Origin of the sequence: Neisseria polysaccharea, from assembly GCF_963392925.1 — a bacterium.
Classification (GTDB): Bacteria; Pseudomonadota; Gammaproteobacteria; order Burkholderiales; family Neisseriaceae; genus Neisseria; species Neisseria polysaccharea.
This window is the reverse complement of record NZ_CAUJNZ010000003.1, coordinates 56,165-70,361: the sequence shown is the minus strand read 5'-3', so window position 1 is coordinate 70,361 and position 14,197 is coordinate 56,165. Positions and strand designations below refer to the sequence as shown.

At 50.4% G+C, this 14,197-nt stretch carries 13 protein-coding genes, 1 tRNA gene and 1 pseudogene; 3 read left to right on the top strand and 12 right to left on the bottom strand.

Annotated elements, in window-relative coordinates:
* Nucleotides 1-82: 82 nt before the first annotated feature.
* Both dacB and RDY34_RS02860 read left to right on the top strand, forming a co-directional pair.
* Nucleotides 83-1,492 (top strand): D-alanyl-D-alanine carboxypeptidase/D-alanyl-D-alanine endopeptidase, encoded by a 1,410-nt coding sequence (gene dacB, locus RDY34_RS02865; RefSeq protein ID WP_003754264.1) that lies wholly within the window; start codon nt 83-85, stop codon nt 1,490-1,492.
* Nucleotides 1,493-1,685: 193 nt separating this feature from the next.
* Nucleotides 1,686-1,802, top strand: a pseudogene (locus RDY34_RS02860) (IS5/IS1182 family transposase); the annotation flags it as partial.
* 396 nt (nt 1,803-2,198) lie between these two features.
* On the opposite strand, the gene RDY34_RS02855 reads toward RDY34_RS02860, so the two are convergent.
* From RDY34_RS02855 to rlmD, 7 genes are all read right to left on the bottom strand, one after another.
* A tRNA-Asn gene (locus RDY34_RS02855) sits at nt 2,199-2,274 on the bottom strand.
* A gap of 92 nt (nt 2,275-2,366) precedes the next feature.
* Entirely contained in the window at nt 2,367-2,726 is a 360-nt protein-coding gene (locus RDY34_RS02850) for a roadblock/LC7 domain-containing protein (protein ID WP_003710368.1), read from the bottom strand.
* Nucleotides 2,727-2,746: 20 nt separating this feature from the next.
* Nucleotides 2,747-3,391 carry a hypothetical protein gene (locus RDY34_RS02845; protein WP_003710371.1) on the bottom strand — a complete coding sequence of 215 codons (645 nt, stop codon included), beginning with the start codon at nt 3,389-3,391 and terminating at the stop codon, nt 2,747-2,749.
* A gap of 1 nt (nt 3,392) precedes the next feature.
* Nucleotides 3,393-3,929, bottom strand: a complete 537-nt coding sequence (locus tag RDY34_RS02840; protein ID WP_003710372.1) for a GTP-binding protein — start codon at nt 3,927-3,929, stop codon at nt 3,393-3,395.
* Between the two features lie 11 nt (nt 3,930-3,940).
* Nucleotides 3,941-5,038 carry a response regulator gene (locus tag RDY34_RS02835; protein ID WP_115437600.1) on the bottom strand — a complete coding sequence of 366 codons (1,098 nt, stop codon included), beginning with the start codon at nt 5,036-5,038 and terminating at the stop codon, nt 3,941-3,943.
* Between the two features lie 19 nt (nt 5,039-5,057).
* Entirely contained in the window at nt 5,058-6,476 is a 1,419-nt protein-coding gene (locus RDY34_RS02830; RefSeq protein ID WP_304670674.1) for a tetratricopeptide repeat protein, read from the bottom strand.
* Between the two features lie 253 nt (nt 6,477-6,729).
* The gene (rlmD, locus tag RDY34_RS02825) at nt 6,730-8,061 is read right to left on the bottom strand and encodes a 23S rRNA (uracil(1939)-C(5))-methyltransferase RlmD (protein WP_308074391.1); all 1,332 of its coding nucleotides are present in this window, start codon (nt 8,059-8,061) and stop codon (nt 6,730-6,732) included.
* A 63-nt stretch (nt 8,062-8,124) separates the two neighbouring features.
* Here rlmD and RDY34_RS02820 point away from each other — a divergent pair, with 63 nt between their 5' ends.
* On the top strand, nt 8,125-9,144 hold the full coding sequence (locus RDY34_RS02820) for a L,D-transpeptidase (protein ID WP_308073528.1): 1,020 nt from the start codon (nt 8,125-8,127) through the stop codon (nt 9,142-9,144).
* Nucleotides 9,145-9,225: 81 nt separating this feature from the next.
* On the opposite strand, the gene RDY34_RS02815 is transcribed toward RDY34_RS02820, so the two are convergent.
* The 5 genes from RDY34_RS02815 to rpsT form a co-directional block, all read right to left on the bottom strand.
* Nucleotides 9,226-9,510, bottom strand: a complete 285-nt coding sequence (locus RDY34_RS02815) for a PepSY domain-containing protein (protein WP_308017836.1) — start codon at nt 9,508-9,510, stop codon at nt 9,226-9,228.
* A 150-nt stretch (nt 9,511-9,660) separates the two neighbouring features.
* Complete coding sequence (gene aspS / locus RDY34_RS02810) at nt 9,661-11,469, bottom strand: aspartate--tRNA ligase (protein WP_308074392.1); 1,809 nt, start codon at nt 11,467-11,469, stop codon at nt 9,661-9,663.
* Nucleotides 11,470-11,526: 57 nt separating this feature from the next.
* Nucleotides 11,527-12,228 carry a DUF502 domain-containing protein gene (locus tag RDY34_RS02805; RefSeq protein WP_118818021.1) on the bottom strand — a complete coding sequence of 234 codons (702 nt, stop codon included), beginning with the start codon at nt 12,226-12,228 and terminating at the stop codon, nt 11,527-11,529.
* A gap of 142 nt (nt 12,229-12,370) precedes the next feature.
* Entirely contained in the window at nt 12,371-13,519 is a 1,149-nt protein-coding gene (locus tag RDY34_RS02800) for a phospholipase A (protein WP_308074393.1), read from the bottom strand.
* 160 nt (nt 13,520-13,679) lie between these two features.
* On the bottom strand, nt 13,680-13,943 hold the full coding sequence (gene rpsT, locus RDY34_RS02795; protein ID WP_002212556.1) for a 30S ribosomal protein S20: 264 nt from the start codon (nt 13,941-13,943) through the stop codon (nt 13,680-13,682).
* Between the last annotated feature and the right edge of the window lie 254 nt (nt 13,944-14,197).

The following is a 14,197-nucleotide window of genomic DNA, read 5'->3' as shown; positions in this document are numbered from 1 at the left end:
AAACAAGCCGGACCGCCGCCCCGGCGTTCCCACTTATCCGGCTTTGCCTTATAATTGCTTTTTTTATGTAACAGATTCACCTATGAATTTCCCCAAAACAGCGGCCTCCCTGCTGCTGCTTCTCGCCTCCCTCGCCGCACACGCGCTCGATACCGGCCGCATTCCGCAAAACGAAATCGCCGTATATGTCCAAGAACTCGGCAGCGGCAGGGTCGTCATCGACCATCGCGCGGATGTCCCCGTCAATCCCGCGTCCACGATGAAACTCGTTACCGCGTTTGCCGCCTTCAAAACCTTCGGCAGCAATTACCGCTGGGCGACCGAGTTTAAAAGCAACGGCAAAGTGAGTAACGGCACGCTGGATGGCGATTTGTATTGGGCAGGCAGCGGCGACCCCGTTTTCAATCAGGAAAACCTGCTTGACGTTCAAAAACAGTTGCGCGACAAAGGCATACGCAATATCACGGGACACCTGATACTCGACCACAAGCTGTGGGGCGAAGTCGGCAGTCCTGACCATTTTGAAGCCGACAGCGGTTCGCCGTTTATGACGCCCCCCAATCCGACTATGCTGTCTGCCGGTATGGTTATGGTGCGCGCCGAACGCAATGCCGCCGGCAGTACCGACATCCTCACCGATCCGCCTTTGCCGCATATTTTCGCCCAAAACAACTTGAAAATTACCGCCTCCCAAGCTGCCTGCCCTTCGGTCAAAAAACTGATGCGTGCATCTTTTTCGGACAATACGCTGAAATTGCGCGGCAATATTCCCGAAAGCTGTTTGGGCAAGCCTGTCGGTGTCCGGATGTTCGCGCTTGACGAACTGATCCGGCAAAGTTTTACCAACCACTGGCTGCTCGGCGGCGGACGGATTTCAGACGGCATCGGCATAGCCGACACGCCGGAAGGCGCGCAGACGCTTGCCGTTGCACACTCAAAGCCGATGAAGGAAATTTTGACGGACATGAACAAGCGTTCGGACAATCTGATTGCGCGTTCCGTCTTCCTCAAACTCGGCGGCAACGGCAAACTACCCGCCGTTTCCGAACAGGCAGCGTCTGCCGTCCGGCGTGAACTTGCCGTGTCGGGCATCGATGTTGCGGATTTGGTTTTGGAAAACGGTTCGGGTCTGTCCAGAAAAGAAAGGGTAACGGCGAGAATGATGGCGCAAATGTTGGAAACGGCTTATTTCAGCCCGTTTGCACAAGATTTCATCGACACGCTGCCCATCGCCGGTACAGACGGAACTTTACGCAACCGCTTCAAACAAAGCGGCGGGCTGCTGCGCCTGAAAACCGGCACGCTCAACAATGTCCGCGCCCTTGCAGGTTATTGGCTGGGCGACAAACCGATGGTCGTCGTCGTCATCGTCAACAGCGGACGTGCCGTTTCCCTACTACCTGATTTGGACAACTTCGTTTCTAAAAATATCATTCCCGGAGGCGACGGCTGGCTGGATGCAAAACTGATGTGCAAAGAACGCCACGCCTGAACGGACAAAAATATAGTAAATTAACAGGTTACCGCATTGCCGTACAGTTTGCAGTTTCACCGCCTTGTTCCGATTTCTGCCGACCCACGATAAAATGCCGTCTGAACTTGCACTGCCCCAACTTATAGGGTGCAGTCAAGTCCAGACGGCATTTTTATTTCTCCATCAAATCATAGCTCCAATCCAACAGCATCAATATAGTGGATTAAATTTAAATCAGGACAAGGCGACGAAGCCGCAGACAGTACAAATAGTACGGCAAGGCGAGGCAACGCTGTACTGGTTTAAATTTAATCCACTATATTTCATCCGTTTCCGCACCATAATCCAACACGATACCGACCCAATGCTGCTTGTTCATATGGTATGCAGGTAAAAAATTTTCTCCCCACCTCAAAACGGAAACCATATCAGGATTACTCTTCACATTAATGGATGTTACCCCTCCATCCCCTGCAAACCCAAACGGCTTTTGGCAATCCTCCCGATTAAGGCATACCATTTCCCCCTATTCCCACCATGCCTCAACACTGTAGAATCAAGATATTCTATCCACAAATACTCAGAAACCGTGCTGCATTGCTTCTCTGCGTATTCTAAAATCCGCCTTGATTGGGTAACAACTTCCCTCCATAAAAGAATGCCGTACCGGATTCCCTGACAAAAATAAAACCCTCTAAGAAAATACTTAGAGGGTTTTGGAATTTGGCTCCCCGACCTGGGCTCGAACCAGGGACCTGCGGATTAACAGTCCGTCGCTCTACCGACTGAGCTATCGGGGAATAAGCGAGAATAATAAAACAGAAATACCAAACGTGTCAATATAAATTTACAATCGATTGCACTTTATCTGCAAGCCCGCAATCTTTATATGTCATATGGCTTCCGCAATATGCCTTGCCGCACGTTTCGCATCCAATAGGATTAAACCAAGTTTGCCGGTTTCTTTTGCCATCAGCACCAACACGGCATCTTTACCCGCCTGACTTAAAAGGATATAGCCTGATTTTCCTTTAATCATCACTTGTTCCAATTCCCCGCAGGCGAGTTCTTGCACCGAACGGCTGCCTAAAGCAAGCAAAGTAGCAGAAATCGCCCCTACCCTGTCCGAATTCAAATGTGAAGGAAGCATTGTCGCCATCGGCAATCCGTCGGTTGAGATAACGGCAGATGCGACAATATCCGGAGATGTGTTGTTCAAGTCTTCCAAAACCGAAATTAATAATTGCTGCATAAACCCTCCTGTCCCAAGTTTTACACGCGGTTGCTGTAACGGCGGTATAAAATCCTGACCAAAGTAACAAATGCCTCTTTGCTCAAGTCCGGAATACCGCCGATAACCAAAATAAATTTGGTTGAACCGATATACAATGGGAAAAATGTCAATTCGCTCTGACCGGAAGGGTCGCAAACGCCCCAAGCGTTATTGTTGATATACAGGTTGTTCTTAATCAGCAGCCGGTGTTTCTTTTCCATCTGTGCAACTTCTGCCGCCAACAACCCCAACTCTTCCGCCGCCTCATGATGGAAATTGGCATTGGCAAGATACAGACCATTCCGATCGACCAATAATGCCTTACCGCTGCCGGACAACTGCTCCATCAACAGCGGTAATTGCTCGTCCGACAGATTGATGCCGTCTGAATGACCGTTTTCATCGCCATAAAGGAATTCGAGTTTTTGCAAACGGTACAACAGGTTCAAAGCGGTATCGATGTCGGCGGTGTCCGCCCAGGCGAGCAGCTTCTCACTGCTGACCACTTCGTCCGCATCCGCTTTCAACAGGCTGTGCAATAAGGTTTTACCGGCACTGGGGGTATCGCTGGATACGGCATAAAATGCACCGGCAGGAGTCAGGCGGGGATATAAATTTGCTTGTAGTGAAAGTGTTGATTCCATATTAAACCTCCAGTCCCGGATCAATAGAAAATAACATTGCGCTAACCAATTGCTTTACGTCATCTTCCTTACGGGCATCAATTTCAAAAACCGGAACATTAAGATTATGTTTTGCAAGATATTTGTGATACACGTCGATACCGGGCTGAGAGCGTATATCCATCTTGGTAATACCGACAACGACGGGTGCCTTCTCCAGCAGCCCTCGAAACGAATGTAAAAAGAATTCCAAATCTTTCAACGGGTTGGTTCGGGCATTATCTAAAAGCAAGACCAAACCCATACTGCCTTGGCTTAAGATTTCCCACATAAAGTTGAACCGTTCCTGACCGGGCGTACCATATAAATGGACTTTGGTATCCTCATCCAAGCTGATGACCCCGTAGTCCATCGCCACTGTCGTATTCCTTTTCCTATCCAAAGTCATATCGGATGCGGAAGCATCGGTCTGGACGGGTGCTTCGTCCGAAATAGCCGCAATGGCAGTGGTTTTCCCTACGCCGACAGGTCCTGTGAAAATAATTTTATTTTCTCTCATCTCTCCGCCTCTTAGCTGCCCAACAGTTTTTTCATCAGCCTTTGAAGAAGACCGCGCGGCTGGGATTGGGATGGTGTCGTGATTTTTTCCGCTTTTTTCACCATTTCACTATCAGAGGCAGAATCGGCCCCGATATTTATTTTATCCGCCATATCGGAGTATGCCTGTTGTGAAACCGTTTTTAAATCTACCGACAAAAACCCGGTCGTATAGGTTGCCGCAAGATAATTCAGAATATCATTGAGGTTTAAAGGCATCACTTTATACAACACGTTAAGGTTGACGGATGCCTTGGTCAGAAATGCCGACAAGCGTATCGACCCCGGCACATTTGCCAACCGGGTCAGGTTTGGCCAAGATTTCAACGTAAACGGAGTATCGGGAGAAATCGGATAAATCAACCTGCCCTGCGCCGTCCAAATGGAAAACTGCCACATACAGGACATAATGCCTACTTTAGCCTTTTCGCGCCATTGCGGGTTATCGGGAACAGTCTTGCAACTGACCTGCAAATTTTCGTCTTTACACAATTCTTCGAGTTTTTGCACACTTTCTGTCAGCAAAACCCGTTGTATCGAGGGGAAAACAATAAGGACCGGCTTATTTCCATGCAAGATAGCGATGTCCCGCCTGTTCTTTTCCGCAAACCGCAACGCCCCCAATAATCCTTTATTCGGGTTAAACCGGCGTATCGTAACCGTACGCTGCACATTCCCGTTGTTTTTTGCCGACCGGTCTGCGGGTGCAATAAACGATTTCCCATAAACATTCTCGCCCTGCAACAACTTGCGGAGCATAGGAAACAATGTTTCAAACCGAATCGGTTTGGGCAGGTAGGGAACTTCAGAATCGGGAACTTTCTCCGAACAGACGGCGACGGGTATATCCTTATAACGCTCGGCAAGCTCTTTCCAAAGTTCAAAACCGCCCTCGGCATCGGTATCCGCCAAAACCAAATCGGGCACGACACTGCCGTCTGAAGGGGATACCGTTTCATAACAGGTGGTATTGTGCATTTTGAATGCCATTTTGAAAACGGATTCCTGCTGCGCCGTCATCCCCGCCAACATTACGCGTACTGTTTTAATTTTCGGCAGTTGAACTTCCATTTTTATTTTCCGTACCGTTTTATTTTTTTATATTTTGATTCATACGCTGCAGCAGCCGGCTCATCAGCATAACGACCTCTTCAGGAAGCCTGTCCGCACGTTCCCTCAATACCCTTAAAAACTGCCCCAACCTATCCCAATCTTCAGTACGTTCATAAATATCGATCAACGTAATATAAAGCTGGGACTCGTCGGGATATTTCAATACCGCCTGCTCCAACACATCCATTGCCGCTTCAATCTGACCATACATCAGCAACGACTCTACTTCTTTAACCGCATCGTCTGCCGGAGACGAACCGGTGTTGATCAATGAAGAATCTTGAAGCACCAAATCCCGATGTTGCGCTTTGAATTTCTGTATATTTTGCGGCAGATACCCGTGCCCCATACCGATGTCTTTGATTTGCCGGTCGTTCGGCCCCTTTTCCAAATCATCGAAAACTTCATGGTAACCCAGGCTGTACCCCCAACCCAGCATCCGCTCTTTAACCTGCCTGCCGTAATTGCCCAACGTTTGGTAAAGTTTCCACAAATGTCCGGCAAAACGGTCTATATCCGCATGCTGATAGTCGAGTTTCAACGCATCGATAATCAGGTTTGCAGGTTTTTCGGAAGTTTGGATGGCACGGTCGTATTGTTTCGATGCCGTTTCGTAGCTGACTTTGTCTTTAAGGATTTTCGCACCTTGATCGGCGCGGACCAAGCCGGCAATCGCACCGATTTCCTCTTGGCTGATTCCGGACACGTCTTTTTTGCCCCGCACAATCGGGATGCGCTTGATTTCTTCGGCTCCATAAGCCTTACCGCCGGCATCCGGTGGGGGCGATGCGGAAGCTGCCGTCGCAGAACCGCCTTCCGCACGTTTTTCAATCTCCTGAATGCCCCATCCCAAACCTTCTTCCGCCAAGACGCGGATACGCAAATGGTTTGAATCGCGCTGTAATGCCTGTTCGATATATTTTGCCAAAAGTTCGGAAGGGATCAGTTTGCCGTATTTTTGCAGATTGTCTGCCAAAACATCGACATCCCCCACTTCGAGATTGATATCGAGCAGCTCGCGGATAAGGTTTTCAGGTTTCGCTTCACCATCCGGAATGCCGTCCAGATAGGCAGCCAAAGATTCGGCAGCCTTGCCCTGATAACCGAACTGCTTATAAACCTGATATTCCGTCAGCGGATCGACTTCTTGCGCGGATACTGCCGCAGATGCAGTCTCGGCGCTCTCATTCCAAGAAAATCCCGTCTGCGTGCCGTCTGAAACCGATTGGTCAACCTGATCGACCCAGTCCGAATCATTGCTTCCGGGCGACTGCCCCTGCGTATTGCCGACACCTTGGGATTTGCGCTTCGGTGTTTTCTTACCCTGCTTCGCACGCATAACCAAAAGCACCAGCAATACCGCCAGTGCCAGACCGATAATTAATGAGTTTTCCAAAGGATACTCCCGATACCGTAACGAGCGGATGGCCGACTGCCTGCAACGGCAATTGTCCGCTTTTATTATTAACGATTTACTGAAATAGACTTGTAAGTTTCAAATCATACCATAATTTAACGTTTGACAATATGCCTTCTGCACAAGCCTTGCCATATGACCTTTTATGTTTTATACGTTTAAATGTATTTGTCGGGCACTATCTGTTTGCACCCCCTTCCTTAATTATTCTTTTCCTTTGATTTTCAAAAAGTTATTTTCCTGTTTGCGGCAACAAATCGAATACGGCGACAGACTCGGTATGGGATGTCTGGGCAAACATATTCATTATCCCTGCCCCGCTGAGTATATAGCCTTTTTCAACCAACACGCCCGCATCCCGTGCCAAAGTGGAAGGGTTGCAGGATACATAAACGATTTTTTGCGGAAGGTAGGGTGTATGCAGCGATTTGACGACTTCATACGCACCGCTTCTGGGAGGATCTATCAGCATTTTGTCAAACCTTCCCCAAGAGGCGACTGTCTTTTCGGTGCAATCAAAGAGGTTGGCAGCAATAAAATCCGTCTGTCCGTCGCAACCGTTCAACCGTGCATTTTGCTGGGCGCGCCTGACCAGGTTTTCCGCGCCTTCGATGCCGACCACATCCGCCCCGCTCTTGGCTATGGGCAGACTGAAATTGCCCAAACCGCAAAACAGGTCGGCAACTCGCTCACCCTGACGTATGTCGAGCATTTTTACGGCGCGTGAAACCATCAGCCGGTTGGTATCTGTATTAATTTGCGTAAAATCTCCCGGCCGGAACGGCATTTCAATGCCGAATTCAGATAATGTATATTTTAATGTTTTGTCTGTTTTGGGATAAAACGGTTGCGATACGCCCCCTTCGATTTGCAGCCAAACCTGCCAGCCGTCCGACAATTCCGAATCAAACCACTGCCGAATCCGGTTCTCTTCGTTCTGCCGAAGTTTGCTTTTGAACGCGATGTTCAATACGATGATTTCACTGCCGCAATAAAACTCGGCAAACCGGGCAACACTTCCCTCTTCCGCCAAATCCTGCAAAAGCTCCCTGATGGCGGGCAGCTTGTCTGAAACCGGCTTCGGAATCAGCATACATGACGAAATACCCACCACATCATTCGTTTTCTTTGCCTGAAACCCCAGTTTCAGACGGCATGATTTGTCTAATGACACACTGAACCGCGCCCTATCCCGATAATGCCATACATGTCCGTAAATCGGCGGCAATATCTGCTTCGGTTTGACCTTGCCGATACGCTCGAGCTGCTCTTCCATCATCCTTTGTTTGAACGCCACCTGCGCTGTTGGAGAAATATGTTGCAGGGAACAACCGCCACAGCGTTCAAAATAACGGCACTGCGGGACGGTACGCTCATCCGAAACTTTGAATATCGCTACTGTTTCCGCTTCGTCAAACTGCTTTTTCTGTTTGGTAATCCGAAAACCGACTCTTTCAGACGGCAATGCCCCTTTAATAAAAACCGTTTTGCCGCCAACCTTTGCCACACCCCTGCCTTCATAATCCAAGGCGGAAATTTCCGCGACATTTGTTTCCGTTGCCATTACCCAATCCGTCCGCACTGTACCGAAGCGCATATTTTCGCACAAATTGGTACGGTTTCAGGTATGATTTGCCGAAAACCTATCGGACACACACCATATTTTGATATGAATAAAACAATCTGCCGCACTGCCGCACTATTGATAAGCGGTTTTTCATACGCAAACACCGTCATTCCTGATGTCTCCCCCGTCGCACAAGGTCAACATGTCTTCATTAACATCCCTCAGCAACGCCTATTCCTCTACACCGACGGCAAACTGACCAAGGTTTATCCCGTTGCAGTAGGTCGGGCGATGACACAAACCAATCTAGGCGAACATAAAATCGGGGCGAAAGCCTATAACCCTGTTTGGCACATCCCCAAATCCATACAGAAAGAACGCGGCGACGGCGTAAAAACCATAGCCGCCGGCCCGGACAACCCTTTGGGGCCGGTTTTTGTCCGCTTAGGAGACCCGAAACTCGGTTTGGGCATACACGGGACCAATGCGCCGGCCAGCGTCCCCGGGGTTCGGAGTCACGGCTGCGTCCGCATGAAATCGCCCGACGCGCTCGAGTTTGCCAAAACCATCGCCACCGGCTCGCCCGCCTCCGTCATCTATCAAATGGCGGGCCTCAATGAAGATGCGGATCGCAACCTGTGGCTTGCCGCCTTCCGCGACCCTTACGACAAAAACAACCTTGACATCGCCTCTCTGAAAAAAAGTATTGTACAATGGGCAAAAACACAGGGTAAAACCATCGCATCCGGTAAAATCGATGCCGTACTTAAAGCACGTACCGGCGCGCCCGTCTGCCTGACCTGCGGAAAAAACGGCAAGATGAAGATGCCGCTCAAATCGCTGGCGTGGATACAGGGTTCTTCCTCATACAGCCAAGCTGAGGCACCCGTCCAAACTACCCGGGTTGATCCTGTCGAGCGGCCGGTTGCCCAAGCTGCCGAACAACCGCCGGTTCAAATCGTCCATCCTATCCCCGCCCTGCCGCCGGCCGATGTCGAACCGGTTACCGAATCCGTACCTCAGGCAGAAACTGAAACTTTTAAAAATACTGCTTCCGAACCGTTTGATTCGCTGTTCTAAACCTGCCTCCCCACCGGAAAACGAAATGCCGTCTGAACTGTCTTTCAGACGGCATTTTGGTTCATCTTTCCATCAAAAGAATCAGCGATCGATCTGCTCTTTGATGATTTTCAGGTCGGGGTAAGACAACACGATGTCGTATTCGCGGCCGTCTTTATAGGCTTCCACTTCCAAAACCGGTTTGCCCCAATGGTCGTCGGCATCGACATCGTGAACCTGATAACCGCGCTGTTCCAACATTTTCACGGCTTTTGTGCGGTTTTGTTCAAAATGGGGATCACCGTAAATCTGACGCTCGGCAGAGTCGCCGGCAAATGCGGCAGCGGCACTCAGGGAAACAACGGCGGCCAATAACAATTTTTTCATTTTCAGTCCTTTCTTTATCGGTTGATTGAACAAGATGTGTTTTTTAATACCGCCATTAAAACACAGCAAAATTAGGTTTGAATTAGAGGAAAGTTAAGAAGCGTAAATGCCGTCTGAAAGAAACAGAGCCGTCAAACGGCTCTGTTTTCCTTATGCTTCTTTGGTTTCAGCCGCCTTTTGACGCAGGCGCAAGCTCAATTCACGCAACTGCTTGTCGTCCACGCTGTTGGGCGCGTTGGTCAGCAGGCATTGGGCACGTTGTGTTTTTGGGAAGGCAATCACGTCGCGGATAGATTCGGCGCCGGTCATCAGGGTAACCAAACGGTCGAGGCCGAATGCAAGGCCGCCGTGCGGAGGTGCGCCGAATTTCAGGTTGTCCAAGAGGAAGCCGAATTTCTCTTGTTGCTCTTCAGGGCTGATTTTCAGCGCGGCAAACACTTTCTCTTGTACGTCTGCACGGTGGATACGGATAGAGCCGCCACCGATTTCCCAGCCGTTCAACACCATATCGTAGGCGCGTGCCAGGCAGTTTGCAGGGTCTGAAACCATCAGGTCTTCATGACCTTCTTTAGGCGCAGTAAACGGATGGTGTACGGCTACGTAGCGGTCGGCTTCTTCGTCGTATTCGAACATTGGGAAATCGACAACCCACAAAGGTTTCCATTCGTCTGTGAAGTAGCCGTTGTCTTTGCCGTGTTCCAAGCCGACTTTGATACGCAATGCGCCGATGGCTTCGTTCACAACTTTGGTTTTGTCTGCACCGAAGAAGATGATGTCGCCGTTTTGTGCGCCGGTACGCGCGATGATTTCTTTCAGGGCATTCTCAGACAGGAATTTTACGATTGGAGATTGCAGGCCGCTGTCTTCGCCGTTGGAGAGGTTGCTGACATCGTTTACTTTGATATATGCCAGACCTTTCGCACCGTAGATGCCGACAAATTTAGTGTATTCATCGATTTCTTTGCGGCTGAATTTCGCACCGTTCGGCACGCGCAGGGCAACCACGCGGCCGCCTTTCATATCTGCCGCGCCACGGAAGACTTTGAATTCTTCCGTTTTCATCAGGTCGGTCAACTCGGTGAATTTCAGGTTGATGCGCATATCCGGTTTGTCAGAGCCGTAGTAGAACATGGCTTCGGCGTAAGGCATACGCGGGAAGTCGCCTAAATCTACGTTTAAAGCATCTTTGAAGACTTGTTTCGCCATGCCTTCGGTGATGTCCATGATTTCATCCTCGTTCAAGAACGAGGTTTCCAAGTCGATTTGGGTGAATTCGGGCTGGCGGTCGGCACGCAAGTCTTCGTCGCGGAAGCACTTGGTGATTTGGTAGTAACGGTCGAAACCGGCAACCATCAGCAATTGTTTGAACAATTGTGGAGATTGCGGCAGAGCGAAGAATTCGCCCGGATGAACGCGGCTTGGTACGAGGTAGTCGCGTGCGCCTTCCGGAGTGGAGCGGGTCAGCATCGGCGTTTCGATGTCGATGAAGCCTTGCGCGTCCAAGTAGCGGCGAACGCCCATAGCGACTTGGTAACGCAGGCGCAGGTTGCGTTGCATGGCAGGACGGCGCAAGTCGATAACGCGGTTGGTCAGGCGCACGTTTTCGCTGATGTTTTCGTCGTCGATTTGGAACGGAGGCGTAGCGGCGGCGTTCAAGACTTCGATTTCTTTGGCAAGGATTTCGATTTTGCCGGAAATCATTTTGTCGTTGGTCGTGCCTTCGGGACGGTTGCGTACGCGGCCGGTAATGCTCAAAACGTATTCATTGCGGGAAGAGTCGGCAGCGGCAAATGCTTCGGGCGTGTCGGGATCAATCACGACTTGGACGATGCCTTCGCGGTCGCGCAGGTCGATAAAAATCACACCGCCGTGGTCACGTCGGCGGTGTACCCAGCCTTTGACGGTAACGGTTTGGTCTAAGTATTGCTCGCTGATCAGGCCGCAATAGTTGGTACGCATAAAATCACCTTTTATTAATTTAAACTGAAAACAGAAAATGCCGTCTGAACGGCGGCTTTATTGTTGTTCGGGCAAATCCGCCTTTTCAGACGGCATAGGTCCTGCCAATGTTTTGACGGGCAGGTCGTCAGGGATGACCATACCCAGCGAAATCACATATTTCAACGCTTCGTCCACGCTCATATCGAGTTCGCGCACATCACTTTTCTTTACCATAATATAGTAACCGCCGGTCGGGTTGGGCGTGGTCGGGACATACACGGAAAGATAATCGCCATCCTGAGGCAATGCGACCTTAACCGCATTCGACACCTGACCGGACACGAATGCGATTGTCCAAATACCCGATTGGGGAAACGGCACGAGTACCGGTGTTTTAAACGAACGGCTGCTGTCGGAAAGCAGGGACTCGGATACTTTTTTCACACTCGAATAGATGGATTTGACAACCGGAATCCGCCCCAACAGGCTGTCCCACGCGGCAAGAATCTGCCGGCCCAACACGTTGGCGGCAAACAATCCGGTTACAAACAATACGGCAATGGCAACGATAACGCCCAGCCCCGGGATATTGAACCCCAAAACATATTGCGGCCGCCATTGCTTCGGCAGCAGGTTGACGAGCTGGTCGGACGCGGAAACGATATAGGAAATCACCCAAACCGTTACCGCAATCGGCAGCCAGACCAAAATGCCCGTAATCAGATATTTTTTTAACGCCTTGGCAGCTTTGCCGCCTTCGGCCGCAGGTTCCGTCATCTTGCTTGATTCCGACAAAGTCCGTACAAACCGCACATTATACGCGTTTGCCCGGATTCAAACGAATTTTTTATCCCGCCCCGCCAAACCGCCAGCGGCTTCAGACGGCACGGCAACTTGATATGCCGTTTGAACACGCGGTTCAGATGCCGTCCCAGTCGTTGAACATCAACCCGATACCGATACCGTTCTGCTTGTGGTTGTAGTCGATCAGGCTCTCGCCGTAACCGTGGAATCCGCGTACCACGCCTTTGAGCTTGCCCTTAATCGGAAACGTGTAGGCGGCTTCAATCGCGCCGTAGCCCGTTTTGGGGTTGTAGCGCAATACGGAATACACATTCTGCCTGTCGTTCAGGCGGTACTGCAACTTCACGTCGCCATACCCCATATAGTCGGCAATATCGGGATTGTCGTTTTTATCGCCGCTCTGATCGAACGCACGCACCCACACGCGCGGAACCACCGTCAATTTGCCCCACTCCATCCCCGCCACGGCGTAAATCCTGTTCCACGAACGCGATTCGGGACGGCTCTGTCCGTTGGACTGGTGGACAAAACCCGCACCGAGCATACGCAGCCTGCCGCCGAACGGCAAATCTGCCTTCACAGGCTGGGTCAGGAAAATTTCGGGTTTGTAATCCGTATTGCGGAACGGCGCGGATTTCCTGCCTTGGTTGTAAATCTGCCAATCGGATTTTTGGGTGTAGCCGAACCACAGATCCGCGCGGGTTTTAAACAAATCTTCGGCAATTTTGCTTTTAAACGAAACCTGCAATTTGGTTTCCGCACGTTTCTGCTGTCCGAATTTTTCCTGTACAGTCGTACCGCGCGTCGGCGAACTCGGGGCATAGTTGGGCGAACTGTTGTACCAAACCGGCATAAGGTACATCGGATTGTGTTCGCGCACGCCCAACAGCCCGCGCAAATCGTTTTTGTCCAAGTCGTACATCAGGCTCAAAGGCGTATAGATGTCGGCGGTTTCGCCCACACTGTCGGTAGGAAGCGCATCCCCGCCTTTTTCAACAACAATGACCGCCTCGCCCTTATCCAGGCTGCTGCGGACGGTTTCCGTCAGATTGAGTACGGTTTTCGACTCCCGCCCTTCCTGCCCTGCCGAAGACGGAAGCTGTGCCGCAAAAATCCTGTCGTAACACGCCAAACGCGTAACATTGTCCGTCAAAGCGGCGCATTGCAGCGCGGTCTCTCCAAAAGCGGATACCGTCGGCAACAGTCCTGTCAAAAGAATATAGCGCATATTCCGTGTATTCATCTCCACCCCCATTGTCGGCATATTGGTTTTCAGACGGCATTTTATAGCGGATTCGGATAAAAAACCGCACCCTTTCCGCCATTTCGGGGTTTTGCTCCCACAATACAGAAAACCCCGAAACCGTCGGGCTTCAGGGTTTTCCGCTTATCGCGTATCAACCGCCTTGGCGGTTTTGCAAAAATCAAGCCAGCGCTTTTACTTTTGCAGACAGACGGCTTTTGTGGCGTGCCGCTTTGTTTTTGTGGAACACACCCTTGTCGGCGATGCGGTCGATGACTTTGACAGACTCTTGGTAAACCGCTTGTGCGGCAGCTTTATCGCCTGCTTCGACTGCTTTCAATACTTTTTTCACTGCGGTGCGGAATGCGGTACGCAGGCTAGCGTTGTGGGCGCGTTGTTTGACGGACTGGCGGGCACGTTTGCGTGCTTGTGCGCTGTTTGCCATATTGGAATCTCCTGAAAGAAAAATAAATTCTGTAAACGCGCAATTTTAAAGGGGGTTTACATTATATGCAAGCCTTTTCTCTCTATCCGCCCGCCGGACACCCTGACAGCGCAAAAAAACGGCAAAATCGGGCAACCGTTTTCCCCCTCTTTTGGAAACAGGGTAATTTTTTAGGAAAATCAGTCCAATATCGCTTTGAGTTTGCACAAATTTACTTTACAATGCCCAAACCTTGCGCCGGGGTGTTTATGGGG

Coding starts and splice junctions, on each gene's coding strand:
- dacB (WP_003754264.1), top strand. CDS start 83: ATGAATTTCCCCAAAACAGCGGCCTCCCTGCTGCTGCTTCTCGCCTCC.
- RDY34_RS02850 (WP_003710368.1), bottom strand. CDS start 2,726: ATGCAGCAATTATTAATTTCGGTTTTGGAAGACTTGAACAACACATCT.
- RDY34_RS02845 (WP_003710371.1), bottom strand. CDS start 3,391: ATGGAATCAACACTTTCACTACAAGCAAATTTATATCCCCGCCTGACT.
- RDY34_RS02840 (WP_003710372.1), bottom strand. CDS start 3,929: ATGAGAGAAAATAAAATTATTTTCACAGGACCTGTCGGCGTAGGGAAA.
- RDY34_RS02835 (WP_115437600.1), bottom strand. CDS start 5,038: ATGGAAGTTCAACTGCCGAAAATTAAAACAGTACGCGTAATGTTGGCG.
- rlmD (WP_308074391.1), bottom strand. CDS start 8,061: ATGGCAACGGAAACAAATGTCGCGGAAATTTCCGCCTTGGATTATGAA.
- RDY34_RS02820 (WP_308073528.1), top strand. CDS start 8,125: ATGATTTGCCGAAAACCTATCGGACACACACCATATTTTGATATGAAT.
- RDY34_RS02815 (WP_308017836.1), bottom strand. CDS start 9,510: ATGAAAAAATTGTTATTGGCCGCCGTTGTTTCCCTGAGTGCCGCTGCC.
- aspS (WP_308074392.1), bottom strand. CDS start 11,469: ATGCGTACCAACTATTGCGGCCTGATCAGCGAGCAATACTTAGACCAA.
- RDY34_RS02805 (WP_118818021.1), bottom strand. CDS start 12,228: ATGACGGAACCTGCGGCCGAAGGCGGCAAAGCTGCCAAGGCGTTAAAA.
- RDY34_RS02800 (WP_308074393.1), bottom strand. CDS start 13,519: ATGCCGACAATGGGGGTGGAGATGAATACACGGAATATGCGCTATATT.
- rpsT (WP_002212556.1), bottom strand. CDS start 13,943: ATGGCAAACAGCGCACAAGCACGCAAACGTGCCCGCCAGTCCGTCAAA.